The sequence below is a fragment of the Pedobacter frigidisoli genome (assembly GCF_032678525.1).
Classification (GTDB): domain Bacteria; phylum Bacteroidota; class Bacteroidia; order Sphingobacteriales; family Sphingobacteriaceae; genus Pedobacter; species Pedobacter frigidisoli_A.
In genome coordinates, this window is sequence record NZ_JAVTSE010000006.1 from 1 (window position 1) to 20354 (window position 20354).

General features: G+C 43.0%; 16 protein-coding genes and 1 tRNA gene. 10 read left to right on the top strand and 7 right to left on the bottom strand.

What is annotated here, in order from left to right; translation table 11 throughout:
- Positions 1–405 precede the first annotated feature (405 nt).
- From R2Q80_RS16315 to R2Q80_RS16335, 5 genes are all read left to right on the top strand, one after another.
- Positions 406–477 (top strand) — tRNA-Arg (locus R2Q80_RS16315).
- A 265-nt stretch (positions 478–742) separates the two neighbouring features.
- A complete protein-coding gene (locus R2Q80_RS16320; protein ID WP_316800624.1) occupies positions 743–2074 on the top strand; it encodes a Gfo/Idh/MocA family oxidoreductase in 1332 nt (443 codons plus the stop codon).
- Positions 2075–2508: 434 nt separating this feature from the next.
- Positions 2509–3246 carry an Error-prone repair protein ImuA gene (locus R2Q80_RS16325; RefSeq protein ID WP_316800625.1) on the top strand — a complete coding sequence of 246 codons (738 nt, stop codon included), beginning with the start codon at positions 2509–2511 and terminating at the stop codon, positions 3244–3246.
- A gap of 2 nt (positions 3247–3248) precedes the next feature.
- The gene (locus R2Q80_RS16330; RefSeq protein ID WP_316800626.1) at positions 3249–4760 is read left to right on the top strand and encodes a DNA polymerase Y family protein; all 1512 of its coding nucleotides are present in this window, start codon (positions 3249–3251) and stop codon (positions 4758–4760) included.
- 11 nt (positions 4761–4771) lie between these two features.
- The gene (locus tag R2Q80_RS16335; protein WP_316800627.1) at positions 4772–8002 is read left to right on the top strand and encodes an error-prone DNA polymerase; all 3231 of its coding nucleotides are present in this window, start codon (positions 4772–4774) and stop codon (positions 8000–8002) included.
- Positions 8003–8202: 200 nt separating this feature from the next.
- On the opposite strand, the gene R2Q80_RS16340 is transcribed toward R2Q80_RS16335, so the two are convergent.
- From R2Q80_RS16340 to R2Q80_RS16350, 3 genes are read right to left on the bottom strand one after another with little or no spacing between them, the layout of a single operon-like run.
- Positions 8203–8973 carry an alpha/beta fold hydrolase gene (locus R2Q80_RS16340; protein WP_316800628.1) on the bottom strand — a complete coding sequence of 257 codons (771 nt, stop codon included), beginning with the start codon at positions 8971–8973 and terminating at the stop codon, positions 8203–8205.
- Entirely contained in the window at positions 8973–9782 is an 810-nt protein-coding gene (locus tag R2Q80_RS16345; RefSeq protein WP_316800629.1) for an SDR family NAD(P)-dependent oxidoreductase, read from the bottom strand. The genes R2Q80_RS16340 and R2Q80_RS16345 overlap by 1 nt, the downstream gene beginning before the upstream one ends.
- A gap of 52 nt (positions 9783–9834) precedes the next feature.
- Positions 9835–10551 (bottom strand): DUF3891 family protein, encoded by a 717-nt coding sequence (locus R2Q80_RS16350; RefSeq protein ID WP_316800630.1) that lies wholly within the window; start codon positions 10549–10551, stop codon positions 9835–9837.
- A gap of 218 nt (positions 10552–10769) precedes the next feature.
- On the opposite strand from R2Q80_RS16350, the gene infC reads away from it, so the two are divergent.
- Positions 10770–11339, top strand: a complete 570-nt coding sequence (gene infC / locus R2Q80_RS16355) for a translation initiation factor IF-3 (RefSeq protein ID WP_316800631.1) — start codon at positions 10770–10772, stop codon at positions 11337–11339.
- A 110-nt stretch (positions 11340–11449) separates the two neighbouring features.
- On the opposite strand, the gene R2Q80_RS16360 is transcribed toward infC, so the two are convergent.
- Positions 11450–11911, bottom strand: coding sequence for a PA2169 family four-helix-bundle protein (locus R2Q80_RS16360; protein WP_316800632.1), 462 nt, complete (start codon positions 11909–11911; stop codon positions 11450–11452).
- A 290-nt stretch (positions 11912–12201) separates the two neighbouring features.
- Here R2Q80_RS16360 and R2Q80_RS16365 point away from each other — a divergent pair, with 290 nt between their 5' ends.
- The 3 genes from R2Q80_RS16365 (at position 12202) to R2Q80_RS16375 (ending at position 16211) form a co-directional block, all read left to right on the top strand.
- Positions 12202–14028, top strand: a complete 1827-nt coding sequence (locus tag R2Q80_RS16365; protein WP_316800633.1) for an ABC transporter ATP-binding protein — start codon at positions 12202–12204, stop codon at positions 14026–14028.
- A 189-nt stretch (positions 14029–14217) separates the two neighbouring features.
- Entirely contained in the window at positions 14218–15594 is a 1377-nt protein-coding gene (mgtE, locus tag R2Q80_RS16370; RefSeq protein WP_316800634.1) for a magnesium transporter, read from the top strand.
- A gap of 5 nt (positions 15595–15599) precedes the next feature.
- A complete protein-coding gene (locus tag R2Q80_RS16375) occupies positions 15600–16211 on the top strand; it encodes an HAD hydrolase-like protein (protein ID WP_316800635.1) in 612 nt (203 codons plus the stop codon).
- Positions 16212–16264: 53 nt separating this feature from the next.
- Here R2Q80_RS16375 and ychF read toward each other — a convergent pair whose 3' ends face one another.
- Positions 16265–17365, bottom strand: coding sequence for a redox-regulated ATPase YchF (ychF, locus tag R2Q80_RS16380; RefSeq protein ID WP_316800636.1), 1101 nt, complete (start codon positions 17363–17365; stop codon positions 16265–16267).
- A gap of 182 nt (positions 17366–17547) precedes the next feature.
- On the opposite strand from ychF, the gene R2Q80_RS16385 reads away from it, so the two are divergent.
- Positions 17548–18009, top strand: coding sequence for a hypothetical protein (locus tag R2Q80_RS16385; protein ID WP_316800637.1), 462 nt, complete (start codon positions 17548–17550; stop codon positions 18007–18009).
- An 80-nt stretch (positions 18010–18089) separates the two neighbouring features.
- Here R2Q80_RS16385 and R2Q80_RS16390 read toward each other — a convergent pair whose 3' ends face one another.
- Together R2Q80_RS16390 and R2Q80_RS16395 are read right to left on the bottom strand one after the other, a co-directional pair.
- A complete protein-coding gene (locus R2Q80_RS16390) occupies positions 18090–18413 on the bottom strand; it encodes a DUF3276 family protein (protein WP_047799385.1) in 324 nt (107 codons plus the stop codon).
- 68 nt (positions 18414–18481) lie between these two features.
- A complete protein-coding gene (locus R2Q80_RS16395) occupies positions 18482–20272 on the bottom strand; it encodes an ABC transporter ATP-binding protein (protein ID WP_316800638.1) in 1791 nt (596 codons plus the stop codon).
- Positions 20273–20354: the final 82 nt, after the last annotated feature.

The following is a 20354-nucleotide window of genomic DNA, read 5'->3' on the forward strand; positions in this document are numbered from 1 at the left end:
GGAAGTCATGTTAGCGTCTTGTGCAAATAATTGCGACGACAGGCCCAATAAAGCAATCAACATTGTTGATTTTGTAAATTTCATGTTCATGTTGTTCATTTTTAATTTGGCTTAACAACAGGAACTGCTATACAATGTTTCAAAACCGTTACAAAATTAACACAACCTGTAGGTTTGGTTTTTAGTGAATCTTTCATGCCTCCTTTGCCGTAGGTGCCCGATTTTTATTATGAGCTGAGGTACCAGGGTAATTGAGATACGGGGTTAATTGATCGCGTTATCGGTTGTGATAGTATTGTTAGATTTTGTCTGATTTTCCGATAGTTCCAGCATCCAAGTTTTTGTAGAAAATTAGCATCAAAACATTAGTAATTGTAATCTAAAGTCATATATTTGCGGCTCAAAGTTCCCATAGTTCAATGGATAGAATTGTGGTTTCCGGTACCACCGATGGGGGTTCGAATCCCTCTGGGAACACTTGAAGGGACGATTGTTAAATCATCCCTTTTTTTATTTACATTCGTTACTGCTAAATCCCTCATTTTAAGATAGTTGGTTTTTCTGATAAACCGGGCGACTTTTTTCTTTATAACCTGGAAAACAATAGTGGCGCAACAGCACGTGAAGTGATGTTTTGGCTTTAGAAATGAGTAACATTCTTATTGATTTTAACGATATTTCTTGGAGGCTCCACTTATTATTTTGTAATTTACTGTCAGTATAAACCGTAAACCAAATATAAATGCTAAACCGTAGAAAATTCATTAACTATGCTGCAACCGCAGTGGGAACCACCGCCATGCTTTCTGCTTTAGACAATCCTGCCTATGCCCTTTTTAATAAGACTATTGGTGCAAACGACCAAATCAATATTGGTGTTATAGGAATCAAAGGCATGGGATGGTCTGACCTCAAAGCGGCCCTCAAAGTACCAGGCGTAAATCTGATCGCCCTGTGTGACAGTGATGCAAACGTGCTTGATGAAAGGATGGCCGAATTAAAGTTGATGAATGTTGACGCCGCAAAAGTAAAAAGATATACAGATTATCGTGCGCTGCTTGATAATAAAGATGTTGATGCCGTAATTATCGGAACACCTGATCACTGGCATGCCCTGATGATGATTCATGCCGTACAGGCAGGAAAAGATGTATATGTTGAAAAGCCCGTCGGCAACTCCATTGTTGAATGCAGTACCATGGTCAAAGCACAGGAAAAATACAATAAGGTTGTGCAGGCGGGTCAATGGCAGCGCAGTCAGCAACATTTTAAAGATGCTGTTGATTTTGTAAAGAGCGGCCAGCTTGGAAATATCAGAACGGTGAAAGTATGGTGTTACCAGGGCTGGATGAAACCCGCTCCGGTAGTACCTGATACATTACCTCCTGCAGGCGTTGATTATGCCATGTGGCTTGGACCGGCGAATAAAAGAGCATACAATGCCAGCAGATATCACTTCAATTTCCGCTGGTTCTGGGATTATGCCGGTGGGTTAATGACCGACTGGGGAGTGCATTTATTGGATTATGGCTTGCTGGGTATGAATTCTCCTGTACCAAAAACCATATCTGCATTAGGTGGCCGCTTTGCTTATCCTGATTTGTATGAAGAAACGCCTGATACGCTGACCACCTTATATGAGTTTGATAAGTTCAACATGGTATGGGACTCTGCTATGGGTATTGATAATGGCTCTTATAACCGCAACCATGGGATTGCCTATATTGGCAACAACGGCACACTGATCCTCAACAGGCAAGGCTGGGAAGTTATTGAGGAAAAGGTAAGTGGAAATAAAGTGAGCAAGCCTTTTATTAAATCATCAGATAATGGATTAGACAATCATATGGTCAATTTCTTTAGTGTGATCAGATCCAGGAAAAAAGAAGAACTAAACTGCTCTATACAGGATGCTGCGCATGTAGCTACCGTTGCTCAAATGGGAAATATTGCCTTCAGAAGCGGACAAAAATTATCATGGGACAATGCTAAACACGAGTTTACAGACAAACAGGTTAACCATAAATACCTGCTGGCCAAGTATCATAACGGTTACAGTTTACCCAAAGTTTGATCTGACTAACTTATTAAAAACCTTGGTCACTAAATCACAAGCATGCGCTAAGCATGACTAGTTTCATACTTTTATAAATTGTAATAAAATTGTTTATCGGGTAAGACGTGACTGCTTTAGAACGCCACAGTCAGCTATCATTCATAATCGTGGATAATGTTTTACAGGGTTCTTAATTGGTTATAACATGTATATTACTTGGTTCTAATTTGGTTAACGCCAAATAATACCCGGTTTAAATGCTTTTAAACCGGCTTTTTTAAGCGAGAATGCCTTTGACGACTCTTTAAACCCGGTTTACAATTAACAGTTACATAGCGGAAGTGACAAATCATATCTTTTCCACATTTTCTGTTTGCTAACAAAATTAGCTTTATGTTTGTTGTGTAATTTTATATTACTATTTAATTTAGTATTATAATTATGCATTAATCATGGGAGCTAAAAAAGATATCGTTCAAAAACTGCAGCAGGATATCCTGCTTTGGCAAGGCTTTAAGCCTAAATCTGCCGGCAAAGCTGAGCGCATCGGACTTGGCGAAATCGAAGATGCCTTCCCTGGAGGCGTATTTCCCAAAAAAGCCATCCATGAATTTATCACGCTCTTTCCTGAACACGCAGCTGCCAGCGATGGATTTATTGCCGGGCTGCTTTCCGTACTCATGAAGAACGGTGCCGCCTGCGTTTGGGTCAGTACCTCCCGGAATTTATTCCCTGCTTCCTTAGGCCTTTTTAATGTTGAAACCGAACGGATCATCTTTATGGATGTGCAGACAGAAAAGCAAGTGCTCTGGATAACGGAAGAAGCTTTAAAATGTGAAGGCCTTGCTGCGGTGGTGGCAGAAGTCAATAATATATCGCTGATTGAATCCCGAAGGTTACAGCTTGCTGTAGAAAACAGTGGGGTAACCGGGTTTATACTGCGTAAGGATGGAAACAAAAAAGCCAGTACGGTTGCCACTGCAAGGTGGAAAATAAGTCCCTTGCCTTCACATACCGAAGACGGGATGCCCGGGCTTGGTTTCCCGCTCTGGCAGGTAGAACTGTTAAAAGTGCGCAATGGTAACCCCGGTATTTTCATACTGGAATGGGCAGGAGAAAGATTTGTAGAAGTGAAGCAAGTTCAAACACCAATAATGTGGTCTGACCTGGAGGAGAGGCAAATTGGATAGTGATGATGCAAAAGCGTTTTGTTTCCATATGGTTCCGCCAGCTGCTGGTTGACTGGCAGCTTATCCGCCGTCCGGAACTTGCTGAAGTACCTTTTGTTTTTGCAGCGCCTGATCATGGAAGGTTGATGATCACCGCTGTAAGTCCGTTAGCCTTCAGCTTTGGGATTGAAGTGGGTATGCGCGCAGCCGATGCAAAGGCCATTTGTCCGGGACTGGATGTGCTTGATGATAAACCTGGCCGGGCAAGAAACTTACTTAAAGGACTAGGAGAGTGGTGTGTTCGTTATTCACCAATTGTCGCTATTGATGAGTTTGGTATGAATGGCCTGTTGCTGGATATTTCAGGCTGCGCGCACCTTTGGGGTGGCGAGCGGCAATATCTTAAAGAAATTGTTTCCCGTTTAAAAAGTAAAGGATATACGGCCCGCTTAGCCATTGCTGATACACCTGGTGCTGCCTGGGCAGTATCTCATTATGGCAAGCTTACCCCATTAATTCCTTCCGGGGGGCAGGTGGATGCATTGCTTGCGCTTGAGCCCGACGCGCTGCGACTTGAAGCATTCACGCTGGCGAAACTGCGTAAACTGGGCTTTCATCAGATCAAAAATTTTATCGGCATGCCCCGCTCCATTTTACGCAGGCGCTTTGGCGAAGATTTCCTGTTGCGGCTGGCCCAGGCCATTGGTACTGAAACAGAAGTAATCGTGCCGCTACAAGTACCGGTTCCTTTCAGCGAAAGGCTGGCCTGCCTGGAGCCGATTAAAACCAAGGTGGGTATAGAAATTGCCATTACTAAAATGTTGGAAAATCTGTGTAAACGCATGCAGACAGAAGGCAAAGGGCTACGTGCCGGAATGCTGACTGGTTATCGTATTGATGGCAAAATGGTGCAGGTTTCTATCGGCACCAGCGCTGCCACCCATAGCATCAGCCATCTTTTTAAGCTTTTTCAGTTGAAGATCGATCAGATCCGTCCGGGATTGGGGATTGAGCTTTTTGTCCTCGATGCGAGCAAAGTAGATGAGGTGCAAATCGCCCAGGAAGAGATGTGGACCTCCACACCCGGATTGGATGATCAGAGTGTGATCCGGCTTTTAGACCGGGTAGCAGGAAAGGTTGGTCCGCAGGCCATACAAAGATATTTGCCGGCAACCAGGTTCTGGCCCGAACGGTCAGTTTTTCGCGCTGCATCCATCACCGAAAAACCCTTATCCGGCTGGCGCGTGGATAAGCCCCGGCCTACTGAGCTGCTAAAGAATCCTGCACCCATAGAAGTGATGGCACTGATTCCCGATCACCCGCCGAAGTTTTTTATCTACAATGGTGTTCGTCATCTAGTCACCAAAGCCGATGGCCCTGAGCGGATTGAGCGGGAGTGGTGGTTAGATCAGGGTGAGCACCGGGATTATTATCAGGTAGAAGATGAGCAGGGTAGCCGTTACTGGCTCTTCCGTTCCGGCCACTACGGTGGTGATGAAAAGTATCAATGGTTTATTCATGGATTTTTTGCTTAAAGGAATAGGTTATGGCATATAGCGAATTACAGATTACTTCAAATTTTAGTTTTTTGCGTGGGGCCTCCCATGCCCATGAACTGGTGCAACAGGCCGAATCGTTTGGCTATCAAAAGATCGCCATTACCGACCGGAATACCCTTGCCGGAATCGTACGTGCCCATGCGGCCTGCAGGGAAACCAATGTTAAGCTGATTCCTGCCTGCAGACTGGATCTGTTAGATGGGCCAGCTTTGCTGGCTTACCCTACTGATAAAGAAGCTTACGGTCGGCTCTCGGCACTGTTAACCCTGGGCAATATGCGGGCCGAAAAAGGTTCCTGTCATATCTCACGGGCAGATGTATATGCGCACAGCAAAGGCATCATTTTTACAGTGGTGATGCCGGGAGTGCTCAACCGCCGGTTTGAATATGAAGCGGATTTCATCAACGCAGTGGCCGAGTACAAGCAGGCATTTGGAAGTCAGTTATACCTCAGCGCCACCCGCTCTTATATGGGTAATGATGATAAACTCATCTTTAGAACTTCACAGCTCTCAGAGATTTATAACATCCCGGTTGTGGCCACTGGTGATATCCATTATCATGATCCTTCACGCCGGGAATTGCAGGATGTATTGACCTGTGTGCGTGAAAAATGTACCATTCAGGAAGCTGGCTTTCGTTTGCATCAGAATGCAGAACGGTATATGAAAGAGGTAGTGGAGATGGAACGTCTGTTCAGAAGATACCCCAGCGCCATCCATAATACCACGGTAATTGCTGAAGCCTGTAATTTTTCACTTGATGAGCTCAGATACGTGTATCCGGAAGAGATTAACCAAAGCGGGCGAAGTCCCATGGAAGAACTTGAATACCTGACCTGGAAAGGTGCACACGGATACTATGGGGAGGTGATCCCGGAGAAGGTGATTAATATGATTAACCGTGAAATGGAATATGTCAGGCAGATGGATTATGCCAATTATTTTCTTTTTGTAGAAGATATCGTGCGTGAGGCAAGGTCGCGCGGAATCCTTTGCCAGGGAAGAGGATCGGCCGCCAATTCAGCCATCTGCTTTGTACTGGGTATCACTTCGGTAAATCCCATGAAGTTTGATCTGCTGTTCGAACGTTTTATTTCACCGGCCAGAAATGAACCACCTGATATTGATGTCGATTTTGAACATGAGCGAAGAGAAGAGATCATCCAGTATATCTACAATAAATACGGCCGCGACCGGGCAGCCATTGTGGCTACCGTAACCCAGCAACATCAAAAAGGGGCTATCCGGGATGTGGGGAAAGCCATGGGACTTTCCGTAGATACCATTAACCGTTTGTCCAGTTCCATCTGGGAGTTTACCAATGAATGGTTTGAAGGAAAACGTGTAAAGGAACAAGGGCTCAACCCGAATGATCCCCACCTGAAGAAGACCCTGGAACTCACCTCTCAGATGATGGGTTTCCCACGGCAGCTCGGGCAGCATACAGGTGGATTTGTGGTAACGCAGGGCAAGCTGACTGATCTTTGCCCGATCCTGAATGCCCGGATGACCGACCGGACCAATATCGAATGGAACAAGGATGATATTGATGCGCTGGGTTTTTTAAAGGTAGATATCCTTGCGCTGGGCATGCTCACCTGTATCCGTAAAGCATTTGATTTGTGCCGGGATCATTACGGCGTGCAATATACCTTGGCCAATATTCCGGAAGACGATCCTGATGTTTATGATATGATCTGTGTGGCAGATACTTTAGGGGTATTCCAGATCGAGAGCCGCGCCCAGATGTCGATGCTGCCCAGATTAAAGCCCAGGAAGTTTTATGATCTGGTGATAGAAGTCGCAATTGTAAGACCAGGTCCTATACAGGGCGATATGGTACACCCTTATTTGCGCAGGCGGAATAAAGAAGAAGATCCGGTTTATCCTTCGAAAGAACTGGAGGCCATACTTCACAGGACTTTAGGTGTCCCACTATTCCAGGAACAAGCCATGAAAATCGCGATTGTAGCTGCTGGATTTACCCCTGCAGAAGCCGATGGACTGCGCAGGAGCATGGCTACTTTTAAGCTAAAGGGGATGGTGAACCAATATGAGCAGAAGCTGATCGATGGGATGCTGAATAAAGGCTATTCTGAAGAATTCGCGAAACGGATATTCCGGCAATTAGAAGGTTTCGGAAGCTACGGATTTCCTGAAAGTCACGCTGCTAGTTTTGCCCTTTTGGTATATGTATCCTGCTGGTTGAAACATTATTATCCTGATGTATTTGCTACCGCATTATTGAACAGTATGCCGATGGGCTTTTATCAGCCCGCCCAAATCGTAATTGATGCAGAGAAACATATGGTTCAGGTCCGCGAGGTAGATATCAATTATTCCACCTGGGATAACAGGCTTGAAGAAAAATCGGGTAAATATTTTGCCATCCGTTTAGGATTCCGGCAAATCAGTGGAGTGAGGGCAGAAGAAATGGAAACGCTTGTGAATGCGCGGGGCGAGGGCTACAAAAGCATTACCGCCCTGCGTGATGCAGGAGTTTCAATTGCCAGCCTGGAGCGGCTAGCCGATGCAGATGCCTTTCGCTCACTGGGGATGGATCGCCGGAAAGCATTATGGGAAGTCTCCGCCTTACAGGATATGCCGGTTGAACTTTTCAAAGGTCAGGCTTCTGAGAGTGTACTGGAAACACAGGTGGAGTTACCATTGATGGGCAAAGGCGAGCATGTGGTACAGGATTATGCAACCGTTGGTCTTTCGCTCAAAGCCCATCCGGTGAGTTTCGTTCGTTCGCAACTCGATATGCTAAACATTCGTACCTGCCATCATATGAATAATGAATCTACCGATGGGCAATTGGTTAAGGTTGCCGGACTGGTTCTCGTACGTCAGCGCCCGGGAACAGCCGGAGGGGTATGCTTTATTACCCTTGAAGATGAAACAGGCTATTCTAATCTGGTGGTGTTTGAAAAGTTATTTGAAACTTACCGAAAGGAAATCCTGCATTCCCGGTTGCTGATGGTAGAGGGAAGGTTGCAGCGCGAAGGCCAGGTGGTGCACGTCATTGTAAGCAAGTGTTTTGATTTTACGAAAATGCTGGGTAAACTCGTGCAGCGGGAGGTGGATAATTTACCCGTATTGACTTTGGCCAGGGGCGATGAGAAAACGGCGCCATATCCCGCGCAAAACAAAAGAACGCAGGTAAGGGAAGACGCAACAAAAGATGCCTTTCACGGGGGGAGGAATTTTAAGTAGCTTAAACCTTACAAGACAATGCACGTTTTTTTGCGGTTGTCTTGTTTTTTTTACGGCAACTTCCTGGCAAATAGATACAAAATACCGAATTTATTTATTAGCAGATTTCTAAGATGAAAAAGGACCACAAAAGCGATCCTTTGGATGATATCAACCAAACAAACTAAAATCCGGTAACTACTCCGGCGTGATATGATTACTTAATAACAAATTTCTTTAAGAATTATTTCAGAGAGCCATAAGGTATCCTCAAGAGGAATCAGGTGCCCGCTGCGGTCTGTGTTAATAATTTCTGTAGTAGCAGGAAGATTTGGAATTGTTTCCGCTCTGGTCATGGCATCTGTGATTGCGGGATCGCCATGGGATACAATTAGTGAAACCGGAATGGAAAGTGTCCTGGTATATTCAGCAATTGAGTGATGTATTCCTTTATCTATCCACCATTTCCGGGTTTCAGGGTGAACCTGTTGAGTGGTGAGTATGGCCGTTTCAAGCTTTACATCACTGAGCTCAATATTGATACTTTCCATAACACTCTTCTTTGCTGAAGATTCATCGGGGCACAATCGCATCGCTTGCTGTTGTGCTTCAGGCATTTTTTCTACGCCCGGAGGTGATGGCGCCACCAGTATTACCTGTTTGACTTTTCCGGTATCCCGATCATCTACCGCACACTGCAGGGCCAGTTTACCGCCCATCGAATGGCCGATCAGAGTGTAGCTTTCAAGTCGGAGTTGCCTTAATGCTCCTTTAATATAATCTGAATAGCCTTGAATTGAGGGTTGAGGCAGGGGAGGGGTATTCCCAAAACCGGGCAGATCAAGTGCTACGCAATTGAACTTTCCCCCAAGATTTTCGATCACCCATTTCCAGGTGATTGCTGCACCACCGAAGTAGTGTAAAAATACCAGTGCGGGACGGTTAGTTGTTGCACTGGTATTTTTGGTATTATGTTCGTGTTGTGTTGTCATTAAAATGCAGATTCGACAGCGCCACCGTCTACCCGATAGTTACTGCCATTTACAAAACTGGCCAATTCAGATGACAGAAACGCAATGACGTTCGCCACTTCATTGGTTTTTCCCCTGCGGCCCACAGCAAGGTTTGGCCGTTTGTTTTTAAGAAACCATTTAATGGCTTCATTTTTATCTGTACCACGTTCTTTAGCCAGGTCTTCCATCATTGCATCTGTCATTGGTGTGGCAATGAAAGCTGGTGATACACAATTAAAAAGTAATCCATCCTTAGAATAGGATCGTGAAAGGCATTTGGATAAGTTAATGATTCCTGCTTTACAGGCATTATATGGCGATTCTTCTTCGTAAGGCTGGTAGGCATTTTCTGAGGCCACCAGTACTACCCGTCCCCAGCCGTTTTGCTGAAGATGTGGAATAAACGCCCGGCATAAGCGTACGGCGCCAAGCAAATCCACCTCTATGGTTTCCTGCCAGTCGTGATCGCTTAGCGTAAGAAAATCGCCTGCTGCCCCACGTGCGCCGGCGCAGTTGATCAGGATATGCGCCAGTCCAAACTGCGCTTCAACCTCTTTGGCAAGATTCAATACGCTTTCGTTTTTCGACAGATCTACAGTGATTGTCTTCGCTTCAACACCATCCACCTCGCTTTTTAATTCTTCCAGGGCCTGGGCTAGTTTTTCTTCTTCAACATCCGCCAGAATAATTTTTGCACCTGCTTTTGCCAGCAATTTTGCTGTTTCCAATCCTATTCCCGAATCTCCGCCGGTAATTACGGCTACTTTGTCTTTGATATTTAAATCCATCTATTTATTTTTTATGATTTGCTCATGTTAGTGTTGCTACGGCCATTGTTCGTCAGGCCTTTTCCGCAATCCTGATTTCAGTTAATGCTATAGGTGCAGCCTTCAGTGCAGCTCTGAATGCCTCATTGTTTTTAAATTCTAATTGTTTAATGGTCCTAGTTTCATACCGAACGGTGAACTCATCTGCATCGAAGGGCCATGGCTTTACCACGATGGTCTTATGTATTTCACTCAAGCTATAAGCTACTCCGTCTGGTCCGGAGCTGATTTCGATATGGCGGTTTTCGGGTGGTATCTCGCCCTGACAAATCAAAAGCGAAAAGGCATCGCAAAATTCTAAAAGCTGATAAGCGCTGTCGGCTTCTGATGCAGATACGCCGGCTTCTTTCAACCACTTTGTTTCCTGCTTCTTTAAGCTGGAAAGGAAAGACCTGGCCAGCGGATCTTCGCCATGGGTAAATGCGATGTGCCTGGCTATAAGCAAAGTTACAAACCTGCTCTTAGTGAGGGCCATATCCATCAATCTGGATGTGGCATCCAGATCGAAACGGGTAGCCTTGAAATTGATGGGTGCGCCATTTCCGTCGATTAGGGGATCGCGTTCAAACTCGTTATAGATATCGTCGTGTTCAGCTGTTGCCGTTAACGTTTCCACCCAATGCGATGGCTGGTTGGATAACTTCCACCTGGCGCAGATCTGACCTGCAAGAAGGCCATGTGCCCGTTGGGTGATAATCTGCCACCCAATGCCATTATAAGCAACAATCATACTATAAAAAAAATTTTAGCCAGACTTTTCATGGGAGTAGATTTACTTTATGATAACAAGGCCCGGGGGAGCATTGTTCAGGAAAAATAAAAAGAGTTTTAGAATTCTTAACTGAAAGTCATCATCTGCAATCAAGGCCGGCTGATCCAACTAAATTTATTATATTGAGCGTAACGCAATTGATCGGGTGATCAATGGTTTAACTAAAACATAAAGATTTGGCTTTAAAAAAATCGGGATTTTTCAGGGGTGCCCGCATGCCCTTTAAGAAAAAAGAAGCGGAACACAAAATCAATGACTTCATTTTATCAACAGAAGTCCGCCTGATTGGCGAAAACGTAGAACCGGGAATTTATTCCCTTGAACAGGCTAAGGAAACAGCAGCCACCTTAGGGTTGGACTTGGTTGAAATTACGCCCAATGCACAGCCCCCGGTTTGTCGCATTATCGAATACAGTAAATTTCTCTACGAACAGAAGAAAAAACAAAAAGAGATTAAGTCGAAGGCTAAGCAGACGATTATCAAAGATATCCGTTTTGGGCCTAATACGGACGGGCATGACTTCCAGTTTAAACTGAAGCATGCCTTTTCATTTCTGGAGAGCGGAGAAAAGGTGCGTGCCTATGTACATTTTAAAGGAAGGGCAATTGTTTATAAGGAGCAGGGAGAGATTCTGTTACTTAAATTTGCTCAGGCGCTGGAAGGCGTTGGTAAGGTGGAGCTTCTGCCTAAACTGGAGGGAAAACGCATGTTTCTGACTGTCGGTCCCAGGAGTGGTAAAAAATAATTCACACGAAGTTATTGGAACGACAGGTATACGCTGAAACGATCATCAGTAATGATATAAACAAAAAATCCCGTCCACCTGGACGGGATTTTTTATCATGAAGTGTATTTTTATATCGCTTTGTGTGCATCACGCAATGCCTTGATCGAATCGTGGCTGGCGTTGATACCGTCTTGTTGTTTCAACAATACTGTTCTGATTTGCTCTCCTAATTCATTTTCAGACAAAGCTTCTCTGTATGCTTTTTTAATGGCATCTTCACCACGCTCACATTCTTCAAGGATGCTATGGCGATCATCGCCACCAAAACTGGCTTTGATATCGATCCATGCCCGGTGGATAGTACCTAAAATGGTATTACCTACGGTAGGATCTTCACCTTGTCTTCCAACTAAACCTGCAAGTTCAGTTACATTTTCACGGCTACCTGTTGCCAGTTTTTCGAAAACCGCTTTCAGGTCAATATTTTCTTCGCTAAGGTCTTTTGCAGCTTTTTCAAATCCGTCTGCACGATCGTTGTTAATCTGAATAAGGTCGTTTAAAACCTCTACAGTTTTTGGTGTATTTTCCATAGTTATATTTTTAATAGATATGAATTAGAACACAGCGACTGCTTTAAAAGTTTTGTTAATTTTTTAAATAGCTCCTATAGCTATGGGATTTATGAAGGCTGAAACTTGGAAGATTGTGAAAGACGGGAGTTGCTAATTTTTAGGTAAGTTGTGCAGATTGGAGCTGTTGATAAAATATTTAAAGTATTTTCCATTCCGCTACGTCTTATACCGTGATTGGCTGCGGTATGTAAATTAGGCGATGAAGATCATTGGTGTTGTAGCGGCTGCGCTATGGTTAAATTAAAATAATGGCAAGGAGATTAAATAGTGGTGACGCATTAGGCGTTGAACTTTCAAAAGCGAAAATTAATAAGGAAACATTGGGCCATGTGGCCCGTTTACTTAGTTATTTAAAACCATACCGCTTGCAATTTATTGCAGCGCTTTTTTTTCTGTTTCTGTCGAGCCTGGTGGGGCTGGCTTTTCCCTCGTTTATAGGTGCGTTGATTGACACCGCACAAGGCAAACGTACAGATGGTTTTTTACCTCATACCATCACCGGCATTCTATTGCTGTCCTTCATTGTATTGGCTTTACAGGCCGTGGTGTCGTATTTCAGGATATTATGGTTTGTAAATGTTGCAGAGCGGTCGCTGGCTGATATCCGTCGGGATACTTATTTCAAATTGATTACACTACGCATGCGTTTCTTCTCTAGCAGGCGGGTTGGAGAATTGAACAGCCGGATTTCTGCTGATTTATCGCAGGTACAGGATACGCTCACCACAACCCTTGCTGAAATGCTCAGGCAAGTGGTGTTACTGATAGGGGGCATTATTTTTATGGCTGTTATTTCAACAAAACTGGTATTTGCACTTTTACTGATTTTGCCTGTGATGGTAGTATTTGCAGTGTTATTCGGCAGGTTTATCAAAAAAATATCGCGCCAGGCGCAGGATAAGATGGCAGAATCGAATACGATAGTGGAGGAGACCTTGTTAGGTATTGCGAATGTAAAAGCTTTTGTAAACGAATGGTATGAAGCTACAAGATACAAGAAAGCGATTGGAGAAGTAGCAAGCATTGCAATTAAGGGCGCGAAATATAGGGGGATGTTTGTTTCCTTTATTGTTTTATGTGTTTTTGGTAGTGTGCTGGCTGTTGTAGGTTACGGTTGTATTCTGGTTAGCCATAATGAAATTACCTTCGGAGAGCTATTGAAATTTTCACTTTATGCCATGTTTCTGGGTAGTTCACTGGGTAGCTTTCCCGAGCTGTTTGCTAATTTACAAAAGGCTGTTGGCGCAAGTGAGCGTGTTCTTGAAATACTTGGGGAAGAAGGGGAGGCTGTATCAACCAGTGAGAAGCTGGAGGTGATAGATCAGAAGATAAGCGGAAACTTTTCATTTAGTCATGTTGGATTTGCTTATCCTTCAAGGCCGGAAATAGCGGTATTGAAAGATGTATCATTTGAGGTGAGTGCCGGACAAAAAGTGGCTATTGTGGGGCCAAGTGGTTCTGGAAAATCGACTACTGCAGGGTTAATACTTCAATTCTATCATCCTCAGCATGGCGAAATTTTATTTGATGGAAAACCTGCTGATGCCTATTCACTGGCGGATATAAGGGGACAAGTGGCCATTGTACCGCAGGATGTGATGTTATTTGGGGGTACGATATTGGAAAACATTGCTTATGGAAAGCTTTCTGCAACCCAGGAGGAAATTATTCAGGCGGCAACACGTGCAAACGCACACCAGTTTATCACTTCATTCCCGGAGGGTTATGATACTGTTGTTGGGGAGCGCGGGGTTAAGCTATCTGGCGGACAAAGGCAGCGGATTGCGATTGCCCGGGCACTGTTAAAAAATCCGTCTATCCTGATATTGGATGAAGCGACTTCTTCCCTCGATTCGGAATCTGAACGTTTGGTACAGGAAGCCCTGGAGGAATTGATGAAAGGCCGTACTTCAATCATTATTGCACACCGCTTATCGACCATCAGAGAAGCCGATTTAATCATGGTAATGGAGAATGGCGTCATCATTGAATCAGGTACTCATCAGGAATTACTGACCAGTGAAAAAGGTTTATACAGGTACCTGAGTGGGCTGCAGTATGATATGGGTAGCTAACCCTGGTGAGCCGTTGAAATGACACTGTAGATAAACATTTTTTGAGTTCAGGGGTTTCTTTTGTTGTGATTTCACTTTACTCAAAATTAATGCATGCTTAATGCCAAAATTGGCATTTTAGAAAATAAAAGTGCACCTTTGCGAACCGCAATTAAAGGTTTAGGGCATGTAAAACATTAAAGTTTATTTATGGAAGAAATGGTTGTAGAAGAGGTTCAGGAACTGATTGATAAAGAGAATGATAAGGCGCTGAAGCAATATCTTGACGGACTGAATATTTCTGATGTTGAAGAATTAATAGATGAACTTCCACAATATGCAGCCAGATTCATAGAGACAATTTCCTTAAACAGGGCCGTAAACGTTTTCAGAATTCTCGATTTTCCTACTCAGGAGCGTATCATTAAAAAACTTTCGGGCAATAAACTTAATCAGATTATCAAGGATTTACCACCGGATGACCGGACAGCGCTCTTTGGTGAGCTGAAAGGTGATGTGGTAAAAAAAATGATTACGCTTTTACCTCCGGAAGAGCGGAAAGAATCGCTGGCTTTATTGGGTTATAATGAATACAGTATCGGGCGTTTGATGACGCCAGATTATATTGCAGTAAAGCCTGAATGGTCGGTTTCGCGGGTTTTGGCTCACATCAGGCGTTATGGCAAAAACTCCGAAACCATTGATGTGGTTTATGTGATCGACAGGGAAGGGGTTTTGCTCGACGATATCAGGATCAGGGAAGTGCTACTGGCCGATCCGGAAGCGATTATCGGCGAATTGACGGATAAACGTTTCATTGCGCTTAAAGCAAATGATCCGCAGGAGGATGCTATTGGTATTTTCAGGATGAATAACCGTGTGGCCTTACCCGTGGTTGATGAAAATAATATTCTTTTAGGCATTGTTACTGTTGATGATATCCTTTGGATTGCCAATGAGGAATATACAGAGGATATGCACAAAATAGGGGGTACTGAAGCATTGGATGAGCCTTACCTGGACACCTCTATTTTTAATCTGGTTAAGAAAAGGGTGGGCTGGCTGGCTATTTTGATGATCGGAGAAATGCTCACTGCCACTGCAATGGGTTTTTTTGAGGGGCAAATACATAAAGCTACGGTACTGGCTTTGTTTATTCCTCTGATTATTTCCTGTGGAGGAAATAGCGGATCGCAGGCATCTACATTAATTATTCAGGCGATGGCCTTGGGCGAGGTAACGATTAAAGACTGGTGGCGGGTAATGAACAGGGAGATTACTTCGGGGTTTCTGCTGGGCTTGTGTTTAGGGGTGATTGGATTCCTGAGGATTTTAGTATGGCATGTAGCCGCTCCGAATGTATACGGTGAACACTGGATTTTAATAGCGAATACCATTAGTGTTTCCCTGGTTTTTGTGGTGTTATGGGGATCTTTAAGTGGCTCTATGCTTCCTATTTTACTCAAGCGGCTAGGTGCCGATCCGGCAACCTCTTCTGCTCCCTTTGTGGCCACTTTGGTTGATGTGACCGGATTAATTATATATTTCAGCTTCGCCGTTTTATTTTTAAAAGGCGTTTTACTTTAACTTAGATGAAAAAAATTACCACATTATTTACTGATATCGGTGGGGTATTGCTCACTAACGGCTGGGACAGGCAGGCAAGGGGTGAAGCAGCAGTTTTATTTAACCTGGATTCAGTTGATCTGGAAGAGCGCCATCACCTGACTTTTGATACTTATGAAGTAGGTAAGCTTACGCTTGATGAGTATCTGGAGCGGATTGTTTTCTTTGAAGACCGTAGCTTCTCTTACGACGATTTTAAAGAATTCATGTTCAAAAAATCGTTGCCATACCCTGAAATGATTGAACTGATCTGCGAACTGAAGAAAAAATATAACCTAAAGGTTGCTGTAATTAGCAATGAGGGGAGGGAGTTAAACCAATACCGGATCAATACTTTCAAACTGAATGAGTTTGTCGACTTCTTTGTATCGTCGAGCTTTGTTCATTTTCGTAAACCTGATGCTGATATTTTTAAGGTTGCCATTGATATTTCACAAAGTGACGTGGAGACGAGTCTTTATATTGATGACCGGATGCTGTTTGTTCAGGTAGCTGAAGGGCTGGGACTGAAAGGAATTCACCATAGCAGCTATGAGGATACTAAAGCGCAACTTAGCGCATATGGCTTAGCGTTATAAAAAAAGAGCTGCTTGTTAAAGCAGCTCTTTTTTTATGGAAATCGCTTTTGGGTTTATACATTAAACCTGAAGTGCATGATGTCTCCATCTTCCACTACATAAGTTTTTCCTTCTACACCCAGTTTACCGGCATCTTTACAGGCATTTTCTGAGCCAAGTGTTACAAAATCATTATATTTAATCACCTCAGCACGGATAAAACCTTTTTCGAAGTCGGTGTGGATTACGCCGGCTGCCTGTGGAGCAGTGAAGCCTTTAGTTATAGTCCATGCCCTTACTTCCTGCACCCCAGCAGTGAAATAGGTATATAAGTTTAACAATTTGTATGCTGCGCGGATCAGTTTGTTCACACCAGATTCATCAAGTCCTAAGTCGGCCAGAAATTCCTGACGTTCTTCATAACTCTCGAGTTCAGCTATTTCAGATTCGATTTTGGCTGAAATAACTAACACTTCAGCTTTCTCGTCTGCCACGTTCGCCTTTACCAAATCAACATATTTGTTTCCTGTAACTACTGAAGCCTCATCAACATTACAAACATACATTACCGGTTTCTGGGTAAGTAAGCCTAAATCTTCTATGAAATCAAAATCTTCCTGTGCTAATGGGGCAGTACGGATTGATTTACCACTTTCCAGGTGCGCTTTAACAACGGTTAGTATTTCATAGGTGCGTTTTGCATCTTTATCTCCACCGGTTTTAGCCATTTTTTCTACCTTCTGAATACGTTTATCTACAGTGTCCAGATCTTTAAGCTGTAATTCGGTATCAATGATTTCCCTATCGCGGATTGGGTCTACTGAACCATCTACGTGGATCACATTTCCATCATCGAAACAACGCAATACGTGTATAATGGCGTTAGTGGCACGGATATTTCCTAAAAACTGGTTACCTAAGCCTTCACCTTTCGATGCACCTTTTACCAGACCGGCGATATCTACAATCTCAATGGTATTTGGCTGAACCTTATTGGGCTTCACCAATTCGGCCAGTTTAGTTAACCGGTCATCTGGTACAGTAATTACGCCAACGTTAGGCTCAATTGTACAGAAAGGAAAGTTAGCTGCCTGTGCCTTTGCATTGGATAAACAGTTAAAAAGTGTTGATTTTCCCACATTTGGTAAACCAACAATACCACATTGTAATGCCATTTATATTATAGTCTTAAGTCTTTATTTAATCATGTTCAGGAAGATATGTCGTTGAACACGATGTGTTTCGCGGCTTTCCTCCTAAAAATCCCGCAAAGATAATCTTTTAAACGTTTATTTAAAGCCGGCAATTTGTGTTGATCGATATTTTGTCTAAGTTTATCGAAAATTTAAAAAAGATAATGGAAGAATTTGAGCAAGAGAAGCCTGAAGAAGTGACATTAGTCGTTACCGAGGAAATGCGCAGTTATATTTATGATATCACCAAGTGGGCGAAATTTTTATCGATTGTTGGATTTGTGTTTGCTGCATTACTGATTTTGATTTCATTTAGTGTGCCTGCTATGCTATCCGGTAATCCGGCCTTAGCTAAGCAGCTGGGTCCATTGGGGCAGGGTGGTTCTGTCATCGTTACCATTTTGTACCTGGCTTTGGGGCTGTTTTATTTCTATCCCAGCCTGCTGTTATCGAGAATATCGGGCAAAGGGAAGCAAGGGGTGTTGTTTGGCGATCAGGAAAGTCTGGATACTGCGGTTTCCAATTTAAAGTCGCTATTTAAATTCTGGGGTATTGCTACAATTTTGGTTATTGCAGGGTATTTCCTTTTGGTGTTTTTAGTAGGTGCCGGAATGGCTGCTGCTTAAATCCTCGATATAAAGTTCGTACAATAAGAAAGCCTTTGTGTCTGATGAAACAAAGGCTTTTTTATTGAAATTATATTGTTTTAAAAAGAAAAATCGTCTGATGCTCTTCCAACGTGCTCTCCGTTTTCAGAATATTCATAGCGTTTTTCAACAACGTCCTGATGAGACTTAATGTAATCAACCGTTTCATTAAGACCTTCTGTAAATTTTTCGAAGTCTTCTTTGTATAAGAAGATTTTATGTTTTACAAATACACCGTCTTCTAATCTTTTCTTGCTCTCGGTAACTGTTAGATAATAATCACCTGAGCGAGTAGCCTTCACGTCGAAGAAATAAGTTCTCTTACCTGCTCTAACTTTCTTTGAAAAAACTTCTTCTCTTTCCTTGTTGTCGAATTCTCCCATGGTTGGTATTGATGTTGGTTTTTGGTTTCGGTAAATATAAAGCAAATATTTAAAGTTCAAAGTACAATTTAAATACTTTTTGTTACTTCTTCTAAAAGTTGGTTATTATAGAGCTCGGTATAGGTGCCATTTAGTTTAAGTAATTCATTATGTGAGCCTTGTTCGATGATTTTTCCATCATCAAGCACCAGAATTTTATCTGCATTTTTTATTGTAGAAATCCTGTGGGCAATTAAAATACTGGTCTTATCTTTCATGATTTTACCCAGATTATGTAGGATTTCTTCCTCGGTTTTGGTGTCAACGGCAGATAAACAATCGTCGAATATTAAGATTTTTGGGGATTTAATCAGGGCGCGGGCGATGGAAACCCTTTGCTTTTGCCCGCCCGATAGCGTAATACCGCGTTCGCCGAGCATGGTTTGAAACTGTTCTTCGAAGTTGATAATGTTCTGATAAACCGAAGCGTTTTTCGCTGCCTGATGAACCTCCTCATCGGTAACCTGATCAAGGCCAAAGGCAATGTTGTTTTTAATGGTATCAGAGAAAAGGAATACTTCCTGAGGTACAAATCCGATCTGGCCACGGTAGTTTTTAAGGTTAAGGGATTTCAGGTCTTTATTATCGATTTTAATCCTTCCCTGCTCCACATCATACATGCGCATAATCAGGTTGGCGAGCGTAGATTTTCCAGAGCCTGTTTTACCAATAATGGCGATAAATTCACCACTGTTAATTTCAAAACTGATATTTTTTAACGCTTCGATGCCTGTATCCGGATAGGTAAAGCTTACATTTTCGAAGGTGATGTTTCCGCTTACTTCCCTGTCTGCTGTGGTATTGGATTGAATGTCGGATGGTATATCCAGAAACTCGTTTATTCTCTTTTGCGATGCGGCTGCTCTCTGGATGAGTGAGGTTACCCAGCCCAGCATGGTTACAGGGAAGGTAAGCTGATTAATATATATGATGAATTCGGCGATGTTACCTGCGGTGATACTGCCATTCATTACCTGTTTGCCTCCAATAAAAATGGTTAGTATGGTACTTAAGCCGATTAACAGCAACATGGTTGGATAGAATAAGGCCGACACCTTAACCAGACTCATGGAATCTTTCTTATAGTTGTTGCTCTGAATTTCGAACATGTTGCGGGTGTAGTCTTCACGCACATAAGATTTGATGATCCTGATGCCTGAAAAACGTTCCTGCACGAAACTTGATAATTCGGATAGCCGTTCCTGAATCTGACCACTCTTTTTGAAAATCAACGTGTTTACATAGTAGATGATTACCACGAGGAAAGGCAGCGGAAGAAGGCAGTAAATGGCCAGTTTGGAGTTAACATCAAACATTGACCATATAATTAATACCGATAGTACAAAAGTATTGATGGTATACATGATTGCAGGGCCAACATACATCCTTACACGGTTTACATCTTCTGTAGCCCGGTTCATCAGGTCGCCTGTATTGTTGCGGCGGTAAAAACCAAGGCTCAATTCCTGATAATGCTGATAAATTTCATTCTTCATGTCAAATTCGATATGTCGCGACATGAGGATGATGGTTTGGCGCATGAAGAACAGAAATAAGCCGCGCAATACATATAGTGCAATTACGAGTAGGCCGAAATAAAGCAGGTTGCTGCTAAATATACTGTAGATAATTTCCTGTCGGTTAAACCCGTTGAACAGGTTATATATCTGCACATTTTCGGTAATCAGATCGACTGCATATCCGATTACCTGCGCCGGTACAACGCCGAAGATATTGGAAATCACTACGAATATACTGCCTGGAATAATCCACCATTTATATTTCAGGAAGTATTTGTTTAACCGGCTAAGATGTTTCATGTTTGGCAAATTTAGCCAATGCGGAAGTAATTTTGTTATAGTTTAGTTAAATAGGTGTAATAATGGTTTTTTATTTTAATTT